The organism is Pseudomonas sp. TWP3-2, from assembly GCF_049897765.1.
GTDB lineage: Bacteria > Pseudomonadota > Gammaproteobacteria > Pseudomonadales > Pseudomonadaceae > Aquipseudomonas.
Genome location: NZ_JAFCWW010000003.1, coordinates 353,477 through 374,419, shown reverse-complemented (window position 1 = coordinate 374,419; position 20,943 = coordinate 353,477). Strand labels below are relative to the sequence as shown.

The 20,943-nt window shown below is 60.7% G+C and carries 20 protein-coding genes and 1 pseudogene; 9 read left to right on the top strand and 12 right to left on the bottom strand.

All coding sequences use genetic code 11. The features are described from left to right. Positions 1-86: 86 nt before the first annotated feature. The gene (locus ACP7EE_RS07205) at positions 87-1,163 is read left to right on the top strand and encodes a 3-deoxy-7-phosphoheptulonate synthase (RefSeq protein WP_042560279.1); all 1,077 of its coding nucleotides are present in this window, start codon (positions 87-89) and stop codon (positions 1,161-1,163) included. A 69-nt stretch (positions 1,164-1,232) separates the two neighbouring features. Here the strand turns inward: ACP7EE_RS07205 and ACP7EE_RS07200 are convergent, their stop codons facing one another. Beyond that, positions 1,233-1,514, bottom strand: coding sequence for a GNAT family N-acetyltransferase (locus tag ACP7EE_RS07200; RefSeq protein WP_420646642.1), 282 nt, complete (start codon positions 1,512-1,514; stop codon positions 1,233-1,235). Between the two features lie 638 nt (positions 1,515-2,152). Between ACP7EE_RS07200 and oprI the strand changes: the two genes are divergently transcribed. Continuing rightward, positions 2,153-2,404: an outer membrane lipoprotei OprI gene (oprI, locus tag ACP7EE_RS07195; protein WP_003199355.1), complete on the top strand. Its 252-nt coding sequence runs from the start codon at positions 2,153-2,155 to the stop codon at positions 2,402-2,404. 123 nt (positions 2,405-2,527) lie between these two features. On the opposite strand, the gene ACP7EE_RS07190 is transcribed toward oprI, so the two are convergent. The 3 genes from ACP7EE_RS07190 to ACP7EE_RS07180 form a co-directional block, all read right to left on the bottom strand. Beyond that, entirely contained in the window at positions 2,528-3,499 is a 972-nt protein-coding gene (locus ACP7EE_RS07190) for a L,D-transpeptidase family protein (protein ID WP_420646641.1), read from the bottom strand. 137 nt (positions 3,500-3,636) lie between these two features. After that, a complete protein-coding gene (locus ACP7EE_RS07185) occupies positions 3,637-3,930 on the bottom strand; it encodes a hypothetical protein (RefSeq protein ID WP_420646640.1) in 294 nt (97 codons plus the stop codon). A gap of 57 nt (positions 3,931-3,987) precedes the next feature. Further along, positions 3,988-4,593 (bottom strand): arylesterase, encoded by a 606-nt coding sequence (locus ACP7EE_RS07180; RefSeq protein WP_426234042.1) that lies wholly within the window; start codon positions 4,591-4,593, stop codon positions 3,988-3,990. Positions 4,594-4,603: 10 nt separating this feature from the next. On the opposite strand from ACP7EE_RS07180, the gene ACP7EE_RS07175 reads away from it, so the two are divergent. The 3 genes from ACP7EE_RS07175 to greB are packed head-to-tail and all read left to right on the top strand — an operon-like array spanning position 4,604 to position 8,323. Continuing rightward, a complete protein-coding gene (locus tag ACP7EE_RS07175; protein ID WP_420646638.1) occupies positions 4,604-5,287 on the top strand; it encodes an ABC transporter ATP-binding protein in 684 nt (227 codons plus the stop codon). Continuing rightward, positions 5,287-7,791 (top strand): ABC transporter permease, encoded by a 2,505-nt coding sequence (locus ACP7EE_RS07170; protein ID WP_426234041.1) that lies wholly within the window; start codon positions 5,287-5,289, stop codon positions 7,789-7,791. The genes ACP7EE_RS07175 and ACP7EE_RS07170 overlap by 1 nt, the downstream gene beginning before the upstream one ends. A gap of 34 nt (positions 7,792-7,825) precedes the next feature. Continuing rightward, positions 7,826-8,323 carry a transcription elongation factor GreB gene (gene greB / locus ACP7EE_RS07165; RefSeq protein WP_426234040.1) on the top strand — a complete coding sequence of 166 codons (498 nt, stop codon included), beginning with the start codon at positions 7,826-7,828 and terminating at the stop codon, positions 8,321-8,323. A gap of 3 nt (positions 8,324-8,326) precedes the next feature. Here greB and ACP7EE_RS07160 read toward each other — a convergent pair whose 3' ends face one another. The 3 genes from ACP7EE_RS07160 to ACP7EE_RS07150 all read right to left on the bottom strand — a co-directional run bounded on the left by ACP7EE_RS07160 (position 8,327) and on the right by ACP7EE_RS07150 (position 10,850). Next, the gene (locus tag ACP7EE_RS07160) at positions 8,327-8,635 is read right to left on the bottom strand and encodes a class I SAM-dependent methyltransferase (protein ID WP_420646635.1); all 309 of its coding nucleotides are present in this window, start codon (positions 8,633-8,635) and stop codon (positions 8,327-8,329) included. Positions 8,636-8,886: 251 nt separating this feature from the next. Continuing rightward, complete coding sequence (locus ACP7EE_RS07155; RefSeq protein ID WP_420646634.1) at positions 8,887-9,321, bottom strand: DoxX family protein; 435 nt, start codon at positions 9,319-9,321, stop codon at positions 8,887-8,889. Positions 9,322-9,428: 107 nt separating this feature from the next. Then, positions 9,429-10,850 (bottom strand): transglycosylase SLT domain-containing protein, encoded by a 1,422-nt coding sequence (locus ACP7EE_RS07150; RefSeq protein WP_426234039.1) that lies wholly within the window; start codon positions 10,848-10,850, stop codon positions 9,429-9,431. Positions 10,851-11,085: 235 nt separating this feature from the next. Between ACP7EE_RS07150 and ACP7EE_RS07145 the strand changes: the two genes are divergently transcribed. From ACP7EE_RS07145 to ACP7EE_RS07135, 3 genes and pseudogenes are all read left to right on the top strand, one after another. Beyond that, a complete protein-coding gene (locus ACP7EE_RS07145; RefSeq protein WP_426234038.1) occupies positions 11,086-11,892 on the top strand; it encodes a TatD family hydrolase in 807 nt (268 codons plus the stop codon). Positions 11,893-11,989: 97 nt separating this feature from the next. Beyond that, positions 11,990-13,471, top strand: a complete 1,482-nt coding sequence (locus ACP7EE_RS07140; protein ID WP_426234037.1) for a methyl-accepting chemotaxis protein — start codon at positions 11,990-11,992, stop codon at positions 13,469-13,471. 235 nt (positions 13,472-13,706) lie between these two features. After that, positions 13,707-13,925: pseudogene (locus ACP7EE_RS07135) on the top strand (terminase); the annotation flags it as partial. Between the two features lie 44 nt (positions 13,926-13,969). Here the strand turns inward: ACP7EE_RS07135 and ACP7EE_RS07130 are convergent. The 3 genes from ACP7EE_RS07130 to ACP7EE_RS07120 form a co-directional block, all read right to left on the bottom strand. After that, positions 13,970-14,764 (bottom strand): acyl-CoA thioesterase, encoded by a 795-nt coding sequence (locus ACP7EE_RS07130; RefSeq protein WP_426234036.1) that lies wholly within the window; start codon positions 14,762-14,764, stop codon positions 13,970-13,972. Between the two features lie 120 nt (positions 14,765-14,884). Then, positions 14,885-15,649, bottom strand: coding sequence for a CHAD domain-containing protein (locus ACP7EE_RS07125; RefSeq protein ID WP_426234035.1), 765 nt, complete (start codon positions 15,647-15,649; stop codon positions 14,885-14,887). Between the two features lie 77 nt (positions 15,650-15,726). After that, entirely contained in the window at positions 15,727-16,005 is a 279-nt protein-coding gene (locus ACP7EE_RS07120; protein WP_401269573.1) for a hypothetical protein, read from the bottom strand. A gap of 215 nt (positions 16,006-16,220) precedes the next feature. Between ACP7EE_RS07120 and ACP7EE_RS07115 the strand changes: the two genes are divergently transcribed. Continuing rightward, positions 16,221-17,267 carry a patatin-like phospholipase family protein gene (locus ACP7EE_RS07115; protein WP_420646628.1) on the top strand — a complete coding sequence of 349 codons (1,047 nt, stop codon included), beginning with the start codon at positions 16,221-16,223 and terminating at the stop codon, positions 17,265-17,267. Positions 17,268-17,517: 250 nt separating this feature from the next. Here the strand turns inward: ACP7EE_RS07115 and ACP7EE_RS07110 are convergent, their stop codons facing one another. Together ACP7EE_RS07110 and ACP7EE_RS07105 are read right to left on the bottom strand one after the other, a co-directional pair. Continuing rightward, positions 17,518-18,216, bottom strand: coding sequence for a response regulator (locus tag ACP7EE_RS07110; RefSeq protein WP_426234034.1), 699 nt, complete (start codon positions 18,214-18,216; stop codon positions 17,518-17,520). Between the two features lie 48 nt (positions 18,217-18,264). Beyond that, positions 18,265-20,916 (bottom strand): DUF4118 domain-containing protein, encoded by a 2,652-nt coding sequence (locus ACP7EE_RS07105; RefSeq protein WP_426234033.1) that lies wholly within the window; start codon positions 20,914-20,916, stop codon positions 18,265-18,267. Between the last annotated feature and the right edge of the window lie 27 nt (positions 20,917-20,943).

Sequence of the window (20,943 nt, the reverse complement as noted above, 5' to 3'; positions counted from 1 at the left end):
TCTGCTCCCCCGACGCGCTTAAATTCGCTGTGCTCCGCCGCGCGGGGATCGCTGGCGGCCGGCACCCGTGACCTGACGAGTAAACGATGGCTGATTTACCGATCAACGACCTAAACGTCGCTTCCAACGAGACGCTGATCACTCCCGATCAGCTCAAGCGCGATATCCCTCTGAGCGACGCTGCCTTGCGCACCGTGACCAAGGGCCGCGAAGTCATCCGCAACATTCTCGATGGCACCGACCACCGTCTGTTCGTGGTGATTGGCCCATGCTCGATCCACGACATCAAGGCTGCCCACGAATACGCCGAGCGCCTCAAAGTGCTGGCGGCGGAAGTCTCCGACACCTTGTATCTGGTGATGCGCGTGTACTTCGAGAAGCCGCGTACCACCGTCGGCTGGAAAGGTCTGATCAACGATCCGTACCTGGATGACTCGTTCAAGATTCAGGACGGTCTGCACATCGGTCGCCAGTTGTTGCTGGATCTGGCCGAGAAAGGCCTGCCGACCGCCACCGAAGCGCTCGACCCGATCTCCCCGCAATACTTGCAGGATCTGATCAGTTGGTCGGCCATCGGCGCGCGTACCACCGAATCCCAGACTCACCGCGAAATGGCTTCCGGCCTGTCCTCGGCAGTCGGCTTCAAGAACGGCACTGACGGCGGCCTGACCGTGGCGATCAACGCCTTGCAGTCGGTCTCCAGCCCGCACCGTTTCCTCGGCATCAACCAGGAAGGTGGCGTGTCGATCGTCACCACCAAGGGCAATGCCTACGGTCACGTGGTGCTGCGCGGCGGCAACGGCAAGCCGAACTACGATTCGGTCAGCGTCGCCCTGTGCGAGCAAGCACTAAACAAGGCGAAGATCAAGCCGAACATCATGGTCGATTGCAGCCACGCCAACTCCAACAAGGACCCGGCGCTGCAACCGCTGGTGATGGAGAACGTCGCCAACCAGATCCTCGAAGGCAACCAGTCGATCATCGGTCTGATGGTCGAGAGTCACCTGAACTGGGGCTGCCAGGCGATCCCGAAAGACCTCGCCGATTTGCAGTACGGCGTGTCGATCACCGATGCCTGCATCGACTGGTCCGCCACCGAAAACACCTTGCGCAGCATGCACGCCAAGCTCAAGGATGTACTGCCGAAGCGTCAGCGCAGCTGATCGGCGTTTCGCACGTATAAAAAAACGCCGGGCATTGCCCGGCGTTTTTGTGTGTTCGTTTTGTCTGCGTCAGATCTTGGCAGCGCGGCGCTGGTGACGCTCCATGTAGCGCTCGACGTAGGAGCACGACGGAATAACGGTGTAGCCCATTTCGTCGGCATATTGCAGCGCCTGTTCGGTCAGGGCCGCTGCAATGCCTCGGCCACGCAGGGCGTTAGGCACGAAGGTGCGATAGATATCCAGGGTCTGTTTCCCCAGATCCATATAGGTCAGATAGGCACGATGACCGTCCACATTGGTCTCGAACTGATGACCAGCCTGGTCATGGTGGATGGACAACGCCTCGCTCATCACTACTCCTCGCGGGTCTTGGATTCGACCCCTACCTTACCGATGTTTTCCCGGCGAAGGAACATCTACGCCACCCCGTGCCTGCTGGTCACCGAGAAGAGCCACACCGATCTCGCGAACCCGAGCACGTTATAAATAGTAGGCACCATTGGCATAATTGCTCAAGGTGCACTCGTCATCGTGCTCGCCCGCGACGGGCTGCTCCGGTGGACGCAGGGGCGGCCGGGGGGAAATATCCTCCCGAAGCCAAAGCCTGAACATTGCCGGATGTTGAGACTTAAGACGTGCGACCTGTTTTAAAGTCACCTCAACATGGACAAAGATGTGCGAGGCAGCCCGCAATTTCACAACAAAAGTATGGACGAATCCATGTAGACAGACTTTAGCCAAGACTGGGTAAAGCAGTCTGCGACAGCGGGAACTTTTTTGCCTTGACTCGCTCAGCTCGGGGCTTGCAGCTGTTTATTTTTTAAACAATGCAGTTAAAAGTTGCTCGAAAAAGAATCAACGCCTACAATTTTTTTGCTTCTTGCCATACGTCAGTTTACTTACTACAAGTAATGGGTAGTATGTACGCCGGCTATTTCCTCAATCGGAGGAGACAGCCACTTAATTGAAAGTCCTTGAAGGGGAACACGATGAACAACGTTCTGAAATTCTCTGCTCTGGCATTGGCCGCAGTTCTGGCTACCGGTTGCAGCAGCGCATCGAAAGAAACTGAAGCACGTCTGACCGCTACTGAAGACGCAGCTGCTCGCTCCCAGGCTCGTGCAGACGAAGCTTACCGTAAAGCTGATGAAGCTCTGGCTGCTGCTCAAAAAGCACAACAGACTGCTGACGAAGCTAACGAGCGTGCTCTGCGCATGCTGGACAAAGCTAGCCGCAAGTAATAGTCCTTCGGGATTGTTATCAAGCCGACCCATTTTTGGGTCGGCTTTTTTTTGCCTGAAATTTTCTTCATGCAATAAAAAACCCGCCGACGCATCACGCATCGGCGGGTTTTTTGTCTGCGCTTACTGCTGCAGATCGAGCGGTGCGCTGGAAACCATCGGTGCCGCCGTGCCTGGCGTGCCAATTTCAGTTGGCAGACCATCTTCGGCCGCTACCACGTCACGGACCACATTCCAGTCCATGCGCAGGTTGTTGGTGATGTCTTCACGCTTGAGCATCGCGTTGATCACCGCGGTGTGCTTGTCGACCACCGACGGGTTGCCCTTGTCGTCGATTGGCGTGTGCGCTTCCAGATAGACCTTGCCGCCACTGCGACCAAACTTGTACGCATCGTTGATGATCCGTACCGAGGTGCCCACCGGAACCATGCCGGCCATTTCCAGCACATTGTTGTTGAACATGCGGAAGCAACCGTGGCTGGTGCGCATGCCGATGCCGAACTTCTTGTTCGAGCCGTGGATCAGGTAGCCCGGCGTGCCCAGGGTGAACTTGAACGGACCCAGCGGGTTATCCGGACCGGCCGGCACAACGTTCGGCAGCGGATCGCCGTCGGCGGCGTGTTCAGCCTTGATCGAGGCTGGCGGAGTCCAGGTCGGATTCGGCGTTTTTGCGGTGATGGTGGTGTGGGCGATTGGCGAGCCCCAGCCCTCGCGACCGATACCCAGCGGGAAGGTGTAAACCACGTTCCGGCCTTTCGGGAAATAGTAGAGGCGGTATTCGGCAAGGTTGATCACGATGCCTTCACGCGGGCCGGGCGGCAAAATGAAACGCGTCGGCAGCACGATCTCGGTACCGGCGCCCGGCAACCAGGCATCGACGCCCGGGTTGGCCGCGACCATTTCCGAATAGCCCAGATCGTAGGTGGTGCCAAGGTCCGCGAAGGTATCTTCGTACTTGGCCTTGATCACCTGCACCTGGCCGATGATGTCTTCACCGGGCGGTGGCAGGGGCAACTCCAATGCAGCAACGGGACCGGCCACACACAGGGCGGCAAGAGACAGGCAGCGGGTGACGGCAGGCAAGCGCGGCAACATCCGGAACATCCTTCGCATGATCAACAAGGGTATAAGAGCGCGATTGTACACCGCACTTCGGATATTCGGGGAGCCACAAGACCTGTGGCGAGGGGGCTTGCCCCCGTTGGGGAGCGCAGCGGCCCTCGTCACCCCAACTACAGCTCGAAACGCAACTCAGGCCAGATCGGCGAAGTCCCGCGCTTCTGCGATTCGAGAATAGCCCGGCACAGCGAACACAGGCGCTGATCCTGAAACACCCGGCGATCCACGCTCGACAAACGCGGTTGCGCCGGCAGCAGACTGCCGCACAGAGTGCGATCGGCCGAGCCGCCGAGCTCCAGCTGACGGGTTACCAGATGCACCCGCACTTCCTGGCAGGCGAACAGATCCAGCTGCTCGTCAGGCTCGATCAGTTGATAGGCAAAAAGGGACCAGGCAGAACGCGACATCGGGGCCTCCGATCAGGGGGGCGCCACATTAGCCGAAAGCCTGCCGCTAGAAAAGCCTCAAAGCAGCGGTTTTAGCGTCGGCCAGACATTTTCCAGCAACTTGCCCTGCGCCCCGACCGCCGGGTGCAGACCATCGGCCTGCATCAAGTCCGGATGGCCGCCGACGCCGTCGAGGAAAAACGGCACCAGCGGGATCTTTTTATCCTCGGCGAGCTGGCCATAGACCTGCGCAAAAGCATCGGTGTAACGCTTGCCGTAATTGGGCGGCAGTTGCATGCCGAGCAATAACACCTTGGCGCCTTGCTTGCGCGAGCTGTCGATCATCGAGGCAAGATTTTGTTGCAATTGCGCTGGCGGCATTCCGCGCAGGCCATCGTTGCCGCCCAATTCGAGGATTACCAACTCGGGTTTATGCTCTGCAAGCAGCGCGGGCAGGCGCGCCTGGCCTCCGGCACTGGTGTCGCCGCTGATGGACGCATTGACCACTTTGTCGTCGAAACCTTCGGCCTTGAGCCGTTGCTCAAGCAGCGATACCCACCCCAAGCGGGTATCCAGTCCGAAACCGGCGCTGATACTATCGCCAACGATCAGGACAGTACCCGCCGCTGCGTTCTGGGCCATGCACATCAAGGCCAGGCCAGCACTCAAAAACCACACACGCATCGGATTCTCCATGGGCGCAAGTATTCTCACCGCGAAGAACCTTAGCAAAGTGGTTCCCAGCGCGGAAGGTGAACTGACCATCCTGCACGAACTCAGCCTGGAACTGAACAAGGGCGACAGCCTGGCCATCGTTGGCGCGTCCGGTTCCGGCAAATCCACCCTGCTCGGGTTGCTCGCCGGCCTCGATCTGCCGAGCAGCGGCGAAGTCACCCTCGCTGGCCAGGGCCTGAGCGGTCTCGACGAAGATCAGCGCGCACGCATTCGCGCCGAGCACGTCGGTTTCGTTTTTCAGTCCTTCCAATTGCTCGACAGTCTCAACGCACTCGAAAACGTCATGCTGCCGCTGGAACTCGACGGCCGCAAAGACGCGCGCCAACGCGCCACCCAGTTGCTCGAGCGTGTCGGCCTCGGCCAACGCCTGACGCACTCGCCGCGCCAGCTCTCCGGCGGTGAACAGCAGCGCGTGGCGATTGCCCGGGCGTTTGCCGCCGAGCCGGATGTGCTGTTCGCCGACGAACCCACCGGCAACCTCGATAGCCACACCGGCGAGCGCATCAGCGACCTGCTGTTCGAATTGAACAAGGAACGCGGCACCACCCTGGTACTGGTGACCCACGACGAACGCCTTGCACATCGCTGCCGGCGCCTGATCCGTCTTGAAGCCGGCCTGTTGGTCGCCCCTCTGGAGCCTTGATGGCACGTCTGCCGCTGTTGCGTCTGTTCAGTCTCGCCCTGCGCCAACTGATGCGCGATGCCCGCGCCGGCGAATTGCGCGTGTTGTTTTTTGCCCTGTTGGTGGCTGTGGCGGCGAGTACCGCCATCGGTTACTTCGGTGCTCGCCTCAACGGCGCGATGACCTTGCGCGCCACCGAATTTCTCGGCGCCGATCTGGTGCTCGAAGGCAGCTCACCGGCCCGCGAGGAACAGATAAAAAGCGGCACCGAGCTGCGTCTTGATCATGCGCGGATCGTCGAGTTTTCCAGCGTGGTCGCCACTGACAACGGCATTCAACTGTCGAGCATCAAAGCAGTCGACCGCGCCTATCCTCTGCGCGGAGAACTGAAGAGCGCCCCGGCGCCATTCGCTGCCGAAGAATCTGGCGGGGAACCGCAACCCGGAGAAGCCTGGGTGGAATCGCGTCTGCTGGTCGCACTGGATCTGAAGATCGGCGACAGCATCGACGTCGGCTCAAAGACGCTGAAACTGACGCGGGTGCTGACTTACGAACCGGATCGCGCCGGCAATTTCTACAGCCTGACCCCGCGGGTGCTGATCAACCTCGATGACCTTGCCGCCACTGGCGTGGTGCAGCCCGGCAGCCGGGTGAGCTTCCGTGAGCTGTGGCGAGGTGAACCGCAGGCGCTGGAGACCTATCGTCAATTGATCAAACCGGGACTGGCGGCGAATCAGCGAATTCAGGATGCCCGTGATGGCAACCAACAGATTGGCGGCGCATTGGGCAAGGCTGAGCGTTATCTGAATATGGCGAGTCTGGTCGCGGTGCTGTTGGCCGGTGTCGCAGTGGCACTGTCGGCGAACCGGTTCGCCAGCCGTCGCTTCGATGCAAGCGCCCTCTTGCGCTGCCTCGGTTTGTCGCGACGCGAGACGATGGTGCTCTTCAGTCTGCAACTGACGGTGCTGGGATTGTTCGCCAGCGTGAGCGGCGCTGTACTCGGCTGGCTGGCCCAGTTGGGTTTATTCGCGCTGCTGCATGACCTGCTGCCGACTGCGGTGCCTCCTGGAGGTTTGCTGCCCGCGGTAGCCGGGATCGGCACGGGGCTGGTGGCGCTGGCCGGTTTCGCCTTGCCACCGTTAGCGGCACTGGGGCGCGTGCCGCCACTGCGGGTATTACGTCGAGACATGCTGCCGATTCCTTCGAGCACCTGGATGGTCTACGGCGCGGCACTCGGCGCGCTGGGCCTGATCATGTGGCGCTTGAGCCTGGATCTGTTGCTGACTTTCGCCCTGCTCGGCGGTGGCGTGGTTGCCGCTGTGGTTTTGGGCGGCCTGCTGCTGTTGCTGCTCAACAGCCTGCGCCGCCTTCTGGCTCGCGCGCCATTGCCTTGGCGTCTGGGTCTGGGGCAATTGCTGCGCCATCCACTGGCAGCGGCGGGTCAGGCGCTGGCATTCGGGCTGATCCTGCTGTCCATGGCGCTGATCGCGTTACTGCGCGGCGAACTGCTCGACACCTGGCAGAACCAGTTGCCAAAAAATGCGCCGAACTACTTCGCCCTGAATATCCTGCCGGCAGACAAACAGCCGTTCACTGATCATCTGATCAAAGTTTCGGCGCAAGCGGCGCCGCTGTATCCGGTGGTGCCGGGACGCCTGATCAGCATCAATGGCGAACCGGTGCAGCAACTGGTCAGCAAGGATTCGGCTGGCGACCGCGCGATTCAACGTGACCTGAGCCTGACCTGGGCCGCCGATTTGCCGAATGGCAACAAGCTCACCGCCGGTTCCTGGTGGACCGAGCAAGCGCCGGACGCTGTTCCCGGCGTATCGGTCGAAGGCAAGGTTGCCGAAAGCCTCAAGCTCAAACTTGGCGACCACATGGTGTTCACCGTCGGCGGGGTCAATCGCGAAGCCAGGGTCACCAGCCTGAGGGAGATCAACTGGGATAACTTCCAGCCGAACTTCTTCATGATCTTCCAGCCCGGCACATTGAAGGATCTGCCGGCGACGTACCTGACCAGTTTTTATCTGGCACCCGGTCACGATCAGCAGATCGTCGAACTGTCGCGCGCGTTCCCGGCCGTGACCATCCTGCAGGTCGAAGCCTTGCTCGAACAGCTGCGCAGCATCCTCGCCCAGGTCACGCTGGCGGTGGAATATGTGTTGTTGTTTGTACTGGCGGCGGGCATGGCGGTGCTGTTCTCCGGGTTGCAGGCAACGCTGGATGAACGCATTCGCCAAGGCGCGCTGTTGCGTGCACTGGGTGCCGAGCGCAAGTTGCTGGTCAAGGCGCGACGGATCGAGTTCGGACTGCTGGGCGCGGTCAGCGGATTGCTCGCGGCTATCGGTTCGGAAGTGGTGAGTCTGGTGTTGTATCGCTACGCCTTCGACCTGCCGTGGCATCCACATCCGTGGCTGTTGGTGCTGCCGTTGATCGGTGCGGCGCTGATCGGTGGCGCCGGAGTGTTCGGCACGCGCCGGGCACTGAATGCAAGTCCACTGACAGTGTTGCGCGAGGGTTGATAGACTCCCGCCGTCTCTATCACAAGAAATCGCCATGAGCCGTTATCGCCCTCCCCGCACCGCCGGCACCGCGCTGATCACCCCTGAAGGTGAAGCGCGGATGCGTGCCGAATTCCATGAGCTGTGGCATGTGCGCCGCCCGCAAGTGACGCAATCGGTCAGTGAAGCAGCGGCTCAGGGGGATCGCTCGGAAAACGCCGAGTACACCTACGGCAAAAAAATGCTGCGCGAGATCGACAGTCGCGTGCGCTTTCTGACTAAACGTCTGGAAGCGTTGAAGGTGGTCAGCGAAAAACCCAGCGATCCGAACAAGGTGTATTTCGGCGCATGGGTGACCATCGAAGATGAAGACGCCAAGCAGTCGCGCTACCGCATTGTCGGCCCGGATGAGCTGGATCTGAAACTCGGCTTGATCAGCATCGACTCACCGCTGGCCCGCGCCTTGATCGGCAAGGCGCTCGACGCCGAAGTTCGGGTCGAGACGCCAACTGGCGAGCAGTTCGTCTACATCGTCGCAATCGAGTATCCCTGACATTTAGCGCCGGGTAATCAAGCCTTGGCGGGCGACGCGCGTCAGCTGCCTGATCATTTCCGGAGCATCTTCGGTGCTCGGCGACTGAATTACCGCCAGATCAAAACTGTCTGTGGCAAACCGCGCCAGCGACTCGCCGTCTTCGACAAACTGGATCAGGAACGCGGCAGGACCGCCGCTGCGACGTGGCCAGCCATCGAGATAACGCAACAGGGTCGGCTGGTGTTTACCGCCAAGCAGGATTTTCGGATTGCGCTGAGTGGCGTGTGCCGTGATCGGCGCTGGACGTGCTGGAGGGCGTAGTGCATTCATCGTGTCGTGTCTCTGCCTCAAAAGTCTGCATGGCAGGTGAGAGGCAACACCGAACCAGCGCTTTAGCGGTATTTCGAAGCCAGTGTTCCGGCTTCTGACGGCAACTGAAGTGTAGTCACCTGGCGCCCCGCAAGTAGCTGTTTAAATCGGCGCATGAGCGGCATCCTAGAGAACGTGACTGGCCAGTGTCAAGAATCAGCGGCAACAAAAAAGGCCCGCACAATGCGGGCCTTTGGCTTGAGCCAGAGCGGTCAACCGGCGATGGCGCGGTCCACCGACAACTTGCCTGCACCTTCGATCATGACTGCCAGGCTGCCACCAAGCAGCGCCAGCGCGAACTCATAACCATTGTTGGCCATGAACAGACCGTTGCTGATGTGCACGGTGAAGATCGCTACCAGCGACAGGAAGGTCAGGCCGAGTGCTGCCGGACGAACCAGCAGGCCGATGATCAGCGCCAGACCGGCGAAGAATTCGGTGCCGCCAGCCAGTGTGGCCATCAGGTAGCCAGGGGTCAGGCCGAGGCTTTCCATGTACTGCGCTGTGCCAGCAAGGCCGTAGCCACCAAACAGACCGAAGAGTTTCTGCGCACCGTGAGCGGCGAAGATCACGCCGACGGCAATACGCAGAATGGTCAGGCCGTAACCGGCGCGGGTGAACAGTACCTTGTTGATCAGAGAGCTCATGTTGCGTTTCCTTGTTGTGAGAAGTGCTTGTTGGTTGGCCGCTATATTAATCAGTTAATTTCATGTTAAAAGCGCAAATATTCCGCCATAACAATCGATTTATTAGATCATTTGCGTGAAGCTACTTTTTGCGCACGGGGCTCCAGCGACTCCCGCTCCCGATCAAACGCCAAGTAATACTTGTTCACGCTATTAACATAGCTGACCGGGCCCATTCCCACCTGCTCCATGGCCACGCGCTCGACCTGGAAGAACCACTGATTGGGATTCAAGCCGCGGCGCCGCGCTTCGGCACGCATGCCTTGCACACGCTCGGGGCCGATGTTGTACGCCGCCAGGGTGAAGGCCATGCGTTCGCGCTCGTTGAGCTTGGGGCTGTTGAAGAACTTGCGGCGGATCATCGCCAGATACTTGGCCCCAGCCTGCACATTCGCATCGAGATTCTGGATATTGTTGACGCCGACCCGCTGCGCCGCAGACGGCGTGATCTGCATCAGTCCGGTCGGGCCGCTGCCGCTGCGCGCGTTGGGTTGCAGCCTCGACTCCTTGAAGGCCAGCGCCGCCAGGTTGAGCCAGTCCATGTTCTGCGCATCGGCGTGCTTTTGCAGGGTCGGACGGAGTTTTTCCAGACGCTGGCGATCAGCCTTGGCCAACGGATAGTGGACTTGATAGAGACGGCGGTAGATGCGCAGGAATGCTGCATCTTCATTGGACGGTTTTTTGTAGCCGGTCAGAAAGCGGTCGATGCTCGCGCGCAGCATCGATGCATCACGGCGCACAAACCAGTATTCCTCGCCCAGCTCGCTGATCATCACTTGCCGGTCGACGCGCAGCTTGGGCAGGATCTTGCCCCAGCGCTCGGCTATCGGTTGCTCGACGATGGTCAGGTGGAAAATCCCGCCCTGGACCATTTCCAGCACGTCCTCGACCGCCAGCGTCGGATCGACCCATTCGATCTTGATCGGCGCGAGTTTGTGCAACGCGAGTTTCTGGTTGATCTGGTTGACCGCCTCCCCCGCTACGCTGCCGGTCGGCAGTGCCACGGTTTTACCGGCGAGTTGTTCCACCTTGTTGTAGCGCCGTTCACCTTTGATTCCGACCAACACCAGCGGCACGTTGCTGGCAATCGGCTCGCTGCTGGCGACGGCGAGGCCCGGTTGCAGATCAATCAATTCTCCCGGCGCCACCAGATCCCCCTCGCCACGCCGTAACGCGCCTAGCAGTTGATCCTTGGCTTTGGGAATGATCTTGAGGGTGACTTCCTGGCCGTCGCGGGCATGGCCGTTGAGGTATTGCTCGAAGGCGCGCAGGCGATGGTATTCGACGCCGATCGACTGGCCCTGGACTTCGCCAGAGCTGTTGCGGCTCTGGTTGACCAGCACTTTGAGCACGCGACTGCTGCGAATTTCTGCCAGGTCGCGCACCTTGCTGGCCGGCACGGCTTGCAGCGGCCCGGGCAGGCGCGCGACCGCCGTCATCGGCAGCAGCAACGAACCACACAACAGGAGCAAAACCGAGGGACGAACCATCCACTCTCCGGAAAGAATACGGGGCGAAATTACCGTTGAAAGCGGCAAAAACACCGACGAAAACAGAGCGCCTGAGCGCTGGCAAAGCGCGGCAGACTGGCACAGTGATGGCATCGCTGTCACCCCAACCTGTCACGCGGCCTCAACAGACAGCCATAAGTCTTTGTAGTTCTTGGATTTTTTTATAATCCGACAGCTCTGATATGCTTTCCGGCCTTCGGCCCGAGGTAGCACCATGCAACTCATCGATATCGGCGTCAACCTGACCAACCCGAGTTTCGCCGACAAACACCAGGCAGTCCTCGAGCGCGCCTATGCCGCCGGGGTCTGCCAACTGGTGCTCACCGGCACCAGTGTCGAGGGCAGCGAGCAGGCCTTCGAGCTGTGCCAAAAATTGGATGAAACTGGCCAGCGACTGTTCGCTACCGCCGGCATTCATCCGCATTCGGCCAGTGACTGGAATGCTGACAGCGCACGCCGTTTGCGCAGTCTGCTGAAGGAAACGAACGTGGTTGCGGTCGGCGAATGCGGTCTGGATTTCAACCGCGATTTCTCGCCGCGTCCGCAGCAGGAAAAAGTCCTCGAAGAACATCTGGCGCTGGCGGTCGAACTGCAATTGCCGGTGTTCTTGCATGAGCGTGATGCCAGCCAGCGTTTGCTGGAAATCCTGCGCGACTATCGTGATCAATTGCCCGCCGCCGTGGTGCATTGCTTCACTGGCGAGCAGAAGGCGCTGTTCAGTTATCTGGATATGGATTTGCACATCGGCATCACTGGCTGGATCTGTGACGAGCGGCGCGGTACGCATCTGCATCCACTGGTGAAAGAGATCAAACGCGGACGGCTGATGCTGGAAAGCGATGCGCCGTACTTGCTGCCGCGCACGTTGCGGCCCAAACCGAAGAACGGGCGCAACGAGCCGGCGTATCTGACCGAAGTGCTGCGCGAGGTGGCGTTGCATCGCGGTGAAACCGAGGTAGATCTGGCGACGCATAGCACCGCGTGTGCCCGGGCGTTTTTTGGGCTGCCGAATCTCCCCTGATACGCGCCATTGATGCATATCAAGATTCGAACCTCTGCATAGCGGCACAATGCTGGCACCTTGCCAATGCTGTTTCCGCTATCAGAGAAGACCTTCCATGGGTGCCTGGCTTAGCAACATCTCGCTGAAATACAAATTCTGGGCGGTCAACGCGGTCGCCTTCGTCACCACGCTGCTGCTGGTGTTGTACGCCGTGCAACTCGAACAGCAGGCACGCAGCCATGCTTCGCAGGTTTCTGCGCAAGCTCAGGCGCAATTGTTAAAGGCCTGGCCGGTCGATCAGGCGTTGCCCAAAGCGGATCAGGTACTGACTTTCAAACGCGGCGAAGCACCGCGTCTCAACGATCAACCGTTGCTGGAAATCAGCGACAGCACGGGCTGGATCGAGATCAATCACCTGCCGCTGTTCGGTGACAACCTGCTGATCGGCGCCGAAGTATTCGGCCGTGCCGATGGTCAGCAGGTCGCAGTGATTGCCTACGGCCCGAGCCTGAGCCAGGTGTTCGGCGAGCGCTTCACCAATTACGCGGTCGCGGTGTTGATCCTGATGCTGGCGATGCTCGGCGCTTCGCAACTGCTGATTCGCTTCCTGCTCAGCCAACTCAACACCTTGAAAGACGTGATGCTGCACGTCGAGAAAACCGGCGACCTCGCCGCGCGCGTGCCGTTGGCCTGCACGGATGAAGTCGGGCAGATGGCCAATGCCTTCAACGCGATGCAGGCCGGTTATCAGCGGGTGGTCACCACGGTGGCCAACACCGCGCGGCAACTGGATGTCGGCGCTGCGCGACTGGCGGCGAGCATGAACGAGGTACGTCACGGCATGCTTGGCCAGCAGAGCGAAACCGATCAAGCAGCGACTGCGATCAACGAGATGACCGCCACCGTTTACCACATCGCCCAACATGCCGGCGCCACCCGCGACCTGTCGCAGACCGCCAATGGTCTGGCCGGCAGCGGCCAGCAAGTCGTGAGTCGCGTGCAGACTTCGATTGCCAGCCTGTCCAGCGGCGTGCAGCAGACGGCCGAGATGATTCAACGGCTGGCCGAGGACAGTCAGAAAATCAACGGCGTAGTCAGCGTGATTCACAGCATTGCCGAGCAGACCAATCTGCTCGCGCTGAATGCCGCCATCGAAGCCGCTCGCGCCGGTGAGATGGGACGCGGTTTTGCAGTGGTTGCCGATGAGGTGCGCAACCTCGCCAAGCGTGTGCAGGCTTCAACCGATGAAATCACCACTATGGTCTCGGCGTTGCAGGCCGGGACGCGCGATGCGGTGGATTTCATGCAGGAGAGTTCGTACAAGGCCGATGACTGTGTGCAACAGGCGCAGGAGGCTGGCGAGGCATTGGCGGAGATCACCGGAGCGGTGGCGCAGATGCGCGAGAGCAACACGCAGATTGCCGTCGCGGCCGAGCAGCAGAGCCAGGTTGCCGAGGAGATGAATCGCGCGGTGGTGAGCATTCGTGATGTGACCGAGAACACCGTGCAGCAGACGGTGGATTCGGCGACTACCAGTAATGAACTGGCGACGTTGGCCGGGGAGTTGAGCAAGGCTATAGGCCAGTTGAAACTCTGAGGGCCTCATCGCCAGCAAGTCGAATCGTCGAACCGCCGCTCCCACAGGGATTTGCAGTGAACAAGGATTTTGTGAGCACCTGAAATCCTGTGGGAGCGGGCTTGCCCGCGATGGCGTCAGCCGCAGCGACATCAGATTTGGCCTATCGCTTCCATAGCCAACCTCGATTCGCCGCCCTTCCCGCCCGGGCCTATTCTTCAACCATGGAATCGAACCTGGATTGAGGAGCAGCATCATGGGCAAACGTCATCCCAACCTTCCCGCGTGGCAATGGCGCACGGACCTGGGCAATCATCAGCACCCGACCAATCTGGGCCTGCACCTGATCGCCGTGCCACTGTTCATCGTCGCATTTCTGCTGATTGTTTCCGGCGTGTTCAGCACAAGTCTGGCAAGCGTCGCCATCGGCGTGATCGGCATCGTTGCCGCACTGGCGCTGCATCGCCACGGCAACCGCGAAGATTCGTACCGGGCGTGAGCGCCAGTGCTGGCAGTGAGTCAGGCGAAAATGGTCACGGTCTGCCGACTCATGGCGATCAGCTCACCCTGCTCGCTCCACAGCTTGGCGGCGACGTGGCCGTAACCGTCGGCCGCGTACTCGATTTCCGCCAGATACTTGCACCAGTCCAGCGTGCTCAAATCGCGTAGCGGCTGAACGAATTCGATGGTCCAGGTCAGCGTACTGCCCGGCGCCGGCTTCTTCAGATACGGCAACAATGCCGGAGGCCAGGCATCGACCAGAGCCAGCAGGTGCGCTTCGCTGACCGGCTCTTCTTTGACATCCCCACGCAAGCGCACCCAGCCGCCCATTTGTCGCGACTTGGTGCCGGTGAACGGCATGCCGCCGACGCTCCAGCGCATCGCCAAGTGACGCATGAATTCCGGCGTCACGCCTTTGATGTAGGGCAGTTCCTGACATTCATCAAAGTGCTTCATTTCGGGCGCAGGTTGCGCATCTACAGCCACCTCGGACGTGCGCGAGGCGCCGAAGCTGCCTTGCACCATCGTCACCACCTGACCGTTCTGCATGGCTCGACCAAGTACCTGGATGACGGCTTTGCCTTCACGCAGGATTTCGACTTCGAAGCTCACCGGCACTTCCGGTTCGACCGGGCCGACAAAGGTGATCGCCAGCGAGCGCACCGGCCGCTCCGCTGGCACCTTGGCACGCATGGCCTCGTATTGCAGCGCGGCAACCAACCCGCCGAAACTGGCGCGGCCCTGACCCCATTCAGCCGGGATAGTGACCTCCGGTTTAACGCGGACGGCATCGAGCAGATCGCTAAAGCGCATGGAAACCTCGGACACTGGAAAGGGAATGCAGGGATCTTAACCAGCATGGCAGAGCGGCGCAGCGTCTATTCCGGTCAAAGAGACTGACAGATAGGCCGCGCGCCGCATTTGATTTGAAGATTATTTGAAGCAGGTCGAGCTGAGTTTTTCGAGGACTCGGTCTGCCTTGGCTTCGGCCTTGATCATGGTCGCCTGCCAAGTCGCAACGCAGGGTTGCAGATCGCTTTCCAGTTCAGCTTTGGCCAGCCATTGCCAGCAATCGTGCCAGTCGCCCAATGCAGCCTGTGCCGACTTCAACCGCTCCAGCGCCGGCTCAGGCAGACGATCAAGTTCGGGATAGGCCTCGATGCCATAACGCACACGCTTGATCAGCAGCCGCAGACGATGGCGGTCGTGCGCCGGGTCGTGCAGCGCCACGTCGAGATTCTTCCATTGTTTGCTCAGACGTTTTTCGATGCGTTTACCCAGACCATTCAGCAGCCCCTGACGCTGGGCCGCGCGCAGAAAACGCGGAAACGCGTCGAGGATCATCAGCAGCGCAGCCACTTCGCCGCTCGCCGCCAACGCCGGATACGCCTCGGCCATTTGCGCCATGCGCCGACGTGCAGCCTCGGGTTGATCATGCTCCAGCAGATAGGCCGCCAACACTTCGCGGTCGCGCCACGGCGTAGTCAGTTGGCCGACGCTGGCGGCCGCCGTTTCCAGCTGTTCGACACCCGGCAAGCCACGCAATGGCCGCAGCAGGCTGCGCAAGCGCCGCACCGTGGTACGCAAATCGTGCAGCGCTTCGGGATCGGTGCGCGCCGTCAGACGTGCCTGACAGGCCAGCAGCCGCACTTCAATGCTCAGCACCTGAGCCACCAACCGGTCAACCAACGCAGACATCACTTGCTCCTCGATCCAATGACTCGGCACGAATATGCGCTGGCGCAAGCCTTCGGCACTTGCGCCATGTCAGCAGCTTAGCGTCCGGCGCGCGATTCGCGAATGTAGAACCGCGCCTTCTCGGCCTTGCTCGCACAACCTTCGAAACCTTCGAATTGCTGCTGAGTCTTGGCCGCCGTCAGCAACGACAGGGCTTTGGAGTAGCTGACGGTGCCGGCGAAACCTTCGGCCTTGGCCAGGTCCAGCTCATGCCACGCGGTATCCAGTTGGCTGCCGCAGCTGTCGCGGTACGCGGTTTTACCGGCGCAACCGGCCAAGGCCAAAGCCATCAACGGCACACAGATCCAGGCTTTCATCACTCACACCTCAAAGATAGGTCAACAGTCGTGCAGGTAAGACGGTCTGGCGCGCAAAAAGTGCCTTGTGCCCCGCTAATCCGCCGCAGCGCAAAGATAGCGCCAGCGGGTCATGAAGTATCGAAAAAACGACGCCGCCCCTGCCCCGAGCGACCTCGGCGATTGAAGCCCCGCCCTCGATGGGTGCATTGTGCAAGCTTGTCGGAGGAAGTTTGATGAAAAAGCGTGTTGCACTGGTTCTGGGTTCGGGTGGCGCCCGGGGCTATGCCCATATCGGCGTCATTGAAGAAATCGAAAGTCGTGGTTACGAAATCGCCTGTATCGCCGGCTGTTCAATGGGCGCGGTAGTTGGCGGTATCTATGCTGCCGGGAAACTCGACGAATACAAAAACTGGATCGAAAGCCTCGACTACCTCGACGTATTGCGCCTGGTCGATGTGAGCTTTCGCCTCGGTGCGATTCGTGGCGAAAAAGTCTTCGGGCAGATCCGCAAGATCGTCGGCGAGATCAACATCGAAGAACTGCGCATCCCCTACACAGCAGTCGCCGCCGACCTGACCAATCAGCAGGAAATCTGGTTCCAGGAAGGCTGTCTGCATCAAGCGATGCGCGCCTCGGCGGCGATTCCCAGCCTGTTCACTCCGGTGATGCAAGGCAATCGAATGCTGGTGGACGGCGGTATTCTCAATCCGTTGCCTATTGTGCCGGTGGTGTCGAGCCATTGCGATTTGATCATTGCGGTGAATCTGAACTCGACCAACCAGCGTCATTACAAATTGCCGGTCATTCAACGTCCGCCGGCGTTTCGCAGCCGCTTCGACAACCTGATCAGTTCGCTGGGTTCGAAGATGCCGTTTCGCCGCACTCAGGCCGAGAAATTGCTGGAGCTGGAACGGGAAGCTCTGCGCGCGCAATCAGCCGAGGTCAATCCGTGGGTCGAAGGCGCGGAGCCGGAAAGTCAGCAACCCGCCGCCGCACCTGAACGTGAAGGCGCACCAAAATCCGCAACCGGTTCGTTCATCATCGATAACGTCGGGCCGGCATCGTTGCTGGACTTGATCAACCAGAGTTTCGAGGTGATGCAAACCTCGCTGGCGCAGTACAAGATTGCCGGGTATCCGCCGGACATACTGATCAACGTGCCGAAGCGCGTGTGCCGGTTTTTCGAGTTCTACAAAGCGCCGGAGTTGATCGCGCTGGGACGCGAGATTGCCCGCGATACGATGGATCGGTACGAGAGTGAGCAGAGCAGAGAGCCCTGAAGTTCTTTATCGCCTGTAAGGGCCTCATCGCTGGCAAGCCAGCTCCCACAGGGATCGGTGTGGTACACAAATTTCATTCACACCCGAGATACCTGTGGGAGAGCCCTGAAGTTCTCTATCGCCTGGAAGGGCCTCATCGCTGGCAAGCCAGCTCCCACAGTGATCGGTGTGTTACACAAATTTCATTCACACCCGAGATACCTGTGGGAGCTGGCTTGCCAGCGATGGCGTCAGTCTGGTCAACCCATAACTACAGGTGGTTCTCACTCATCAAGCGATAACCAACCCCCGCCTCGGTCACGATAAACCGCGGCCGGGTCGGGTCGTCGGCGAGTTTCTGGCGCAAATGCCCGACCACGATGCGCAGGTAATGGCTGTCTTCGGTGTGCGTCGGCCCCCAGATATCCTTGAGCAGTTGCTGCTGGGTAATCACCCGTCCCGGATGCCGCGCCAGTTGCGCCAGTACCGCATATTCCTTGCGCGTCAGGGCCACTTCGACGCCATCGAGCAGCACCCGCCTATACGCCAGATCCACCGTCAACGGGCCAAAATTCAGCGCCGCTTGCTGCGCCTCGCCGGCCGGTGCCTGGCGCAACAACGCGCGCACTCGGGCGAGAAATTCTTGAATGCCGAACGGCTTGGTCACGTAGTCATTGGCGCCGCCATCCAGTGCCTGGACTTTCTGCCCTTCGCTGGCGCGCACCGACAGCACCAGCACTGGCGCCGTGGCCCATTCGCGAAACTCGCGCAACACTTGCTGGCCGTCCATGTCCGGCAAGCCGAGGTCGAGCACCAGCAAATCCGGTTTGTTCAGCGCAGCTTGTGCCAGGCCTTCGGTACCGGTGCCGGCTTCGAGCACTTTGTAGCCTTGGGACACGAGGCTGATGCGCAGAAATTTGCGAATCTGCGGTTCGTCATCGATGACCAAAATGGTCGCGGTCTGGCTCATGAATTCACATCAATGCAAAAGATTGGCAAGAGAGTAGCGCAGGCGCGATCAGGCTTCATCGTCCATTCCCGGTTGTGTCGGCAGCGGCAGGTGCAAGGTGATGCAGGTGCCGTGGCCGTCGATGCCGTCATCGACGCTGATCCGGCCGCCATGCGCGCCGACCATGCCCTGACAGATTGCCAACCCGAGACCGGTGCCCTGCCCGCCACGATCACCGCGCGCAGCGGTGTAGAACATATCGAAAATCTTCGCGCGTTCATCGGCGGGAATGCCCGGACCTTCGTCGCTGACCGAGAAAAACACTTCGCTGTCATCGGCTCCTGCGCGCAGTTGCAGACGGCCATTGAGCGGCGAGAAACGTGCGGCGTTTTCCAGCACATTGACCAGCGCCTGCTCGATCAGGGCGGCGTGGACAAACAGCAGCGGCAACTCGGCCGGCACATCGGTGCTGACCTGCAACGACGCCAACACCGCGCGCAGACGATTGAGTGCACTGCCGACGATGTCTGCCGGCGACACCCAATCGCGCGCCAGTTTCAGCGCTCCGTGGCCAAGTCGGGTCATGTCCAGCAGGTTTTGAATGTAGCGGTCGAGGCGCTCGGCTTCGTCGCGAGTGCCTTCGAGGAGTTCGCGGCGATCTTCCAGCGGGATTGCTTCACCCAGTGCGAGCAGGCTGTCGATGCTGCCGCGCATCGAAGTCAACGGCGTGCGCAAATCGTGGGAAACGGACGCGAGCAATGCACTGCGCAATTGCTCGGTTTCGCCGTGCAGACGTGCGGCTTCCAGATCATCCGCCAGTTGCGCCCGCGCCAGGGCTTGCGCCAGCGGCTGACTCAGCGCGGTAAGCAGACGGCGACGCTGACCGCTGAGCGTCTGGCCTTCTTTGGCGCAAACGCCAAGCAGCGCCAGCGGCCCGTCCTCGACCGACAGCGGCCACCACCACCAGCGACCAAGCGGCAGCGTGCCGGTGCCCATGCCCGCCGGTTGATCGTGTTGCCAGGCCCAGTCAGCGGCGGCGCGTTCCGATTCGCTGAATTGCAGCGGCCCACCGGTTTCGACTTTCCAGCCGCCCTGCCCGTCGCGATTGAGCAGGCACAGCTGCAGATCGCTCCAGCCGTTGAGGTGCTGCGCGGCGGCGCTGACCACAGCCTGGCGGTCAGTGGCGGCGGTGAGTTTGCGCGACAGATCAAGCAACTCGGTGGTCTCTTCCTGGGTGTCGCGCAACGCCTGCAACTGCCGCCGCTGACGCGCCGCGAGGTTGCCGGTGAGCGCCGCCATCAGCAGGAAAAACAGCAAGGTCAGCACGTCTTCTTCGCGCTGAATGCTGAAGGAGAAATTCGGCGGAATGAACAGAAAATCGTAGGTCAGAAACGACAACGCGGCACACGCCAGCGCCGGCCCCAGACTGCTGCGCACCGCCACCAAAAGCACGGCGGCGAGGAACACCAGCGAGATGTTCGGCAGCGGCAACACACTCGATACCGCCCACGCCAGCGCAGTGGCCAACACTGTCGCCAGCAGCGCCAGCGCGTAGTCGAACCACACCAGCGTCGGCGCGGATCGCGCACGCGGTTGATGCTGCTCGTGATCACTGTCGAGGACGTTGATTTCCAGGCCATGCGCCTGTCGCAACAGTCGCGCAGCCAAACCTCCGCCGAACAAGCGCCGACGCAAACTCGGGCGCGACTGGCCGACCAGTACCAGACTCGCGCGGCGTTCGGCAGCGTGCTGGATCAGGGTTTTTGCCACCTCACCGGCGCGCAGTAAAACCACTTCACCGCCGAGGCGTTCGGCCAGTTGTTGAGCGCTCTGCAAGCGCAGGCGCGATTGCTCGTCGCGTACGGTTCCGTTGTCGACGTGCACCAGACTCCACGGCAGATGTCGACGCTGAGCGACGCGACTGGCATGCCGAACCAGGCGCTCGGCATGCGCATCGCCATCGACCCCGACCAGCAAGCGACCGCGCACCGCTGGCGCCGCCTGACCGAGTTGACGATAACCTTGCGCCAGATCGTTATCGACTTGCGCCGCAGCGGTTTGCATCGCCAGTTCGCGCAATGCGGTGAGGTTGGTCTGAGTGAAAAAGGCATCGATGGCTGCACGCGCCTGCTCCGGCACATAGACCTTGCCTTCGCGCAGACGCTCGAGCAATTCGCGCGGCGGCAGGTCGATCAGCAGCAGCTCGAAGGCTTCCTGCAGTACCCAGTCCGGCAGGGTTTCGCGTACCTGTACGCCAGTGATGCCGCGCACCTGATCGTTGAGACTTTCCAGATGCTGAACGTTGACCGTGGTGAACACGTCGATGCCGGCGGACAGCAGTTCCTGAATGTCTTGCCAGCGTTTGGCGTGGCGACTGCCGGGGGCGTTGCTGTGAGCCAGCTCGTCGACCAGCACGAGTTTTGGTTTGGCGGCGAGCAGGCCGTCGAGGTCCATTTCTTCGAGGGTCACGCCACGGTATTCCGAGCGCACCAGCGGTTGCTGCGGCAGACCGCCGAGCAGCGCTTCGGTCTCGGCGCGGCCATGGGTTTCGACCACTCCGGCGATGACTTTCACGCCTTGGCGCAACTGGCTGTGGGCCGCTTGCAGCATGGCGTAGGTCTTGCCCACGCCCGGCGCGGCGCCGAGGAATACCTTGAGCCGGCCACGACCGTCGCGGGGCAGGTCAGCTAACAGCGCATCGGCGCGGCCGGAGTCACTCATGCTTGAAGTTCTCTGTCATTGATCATC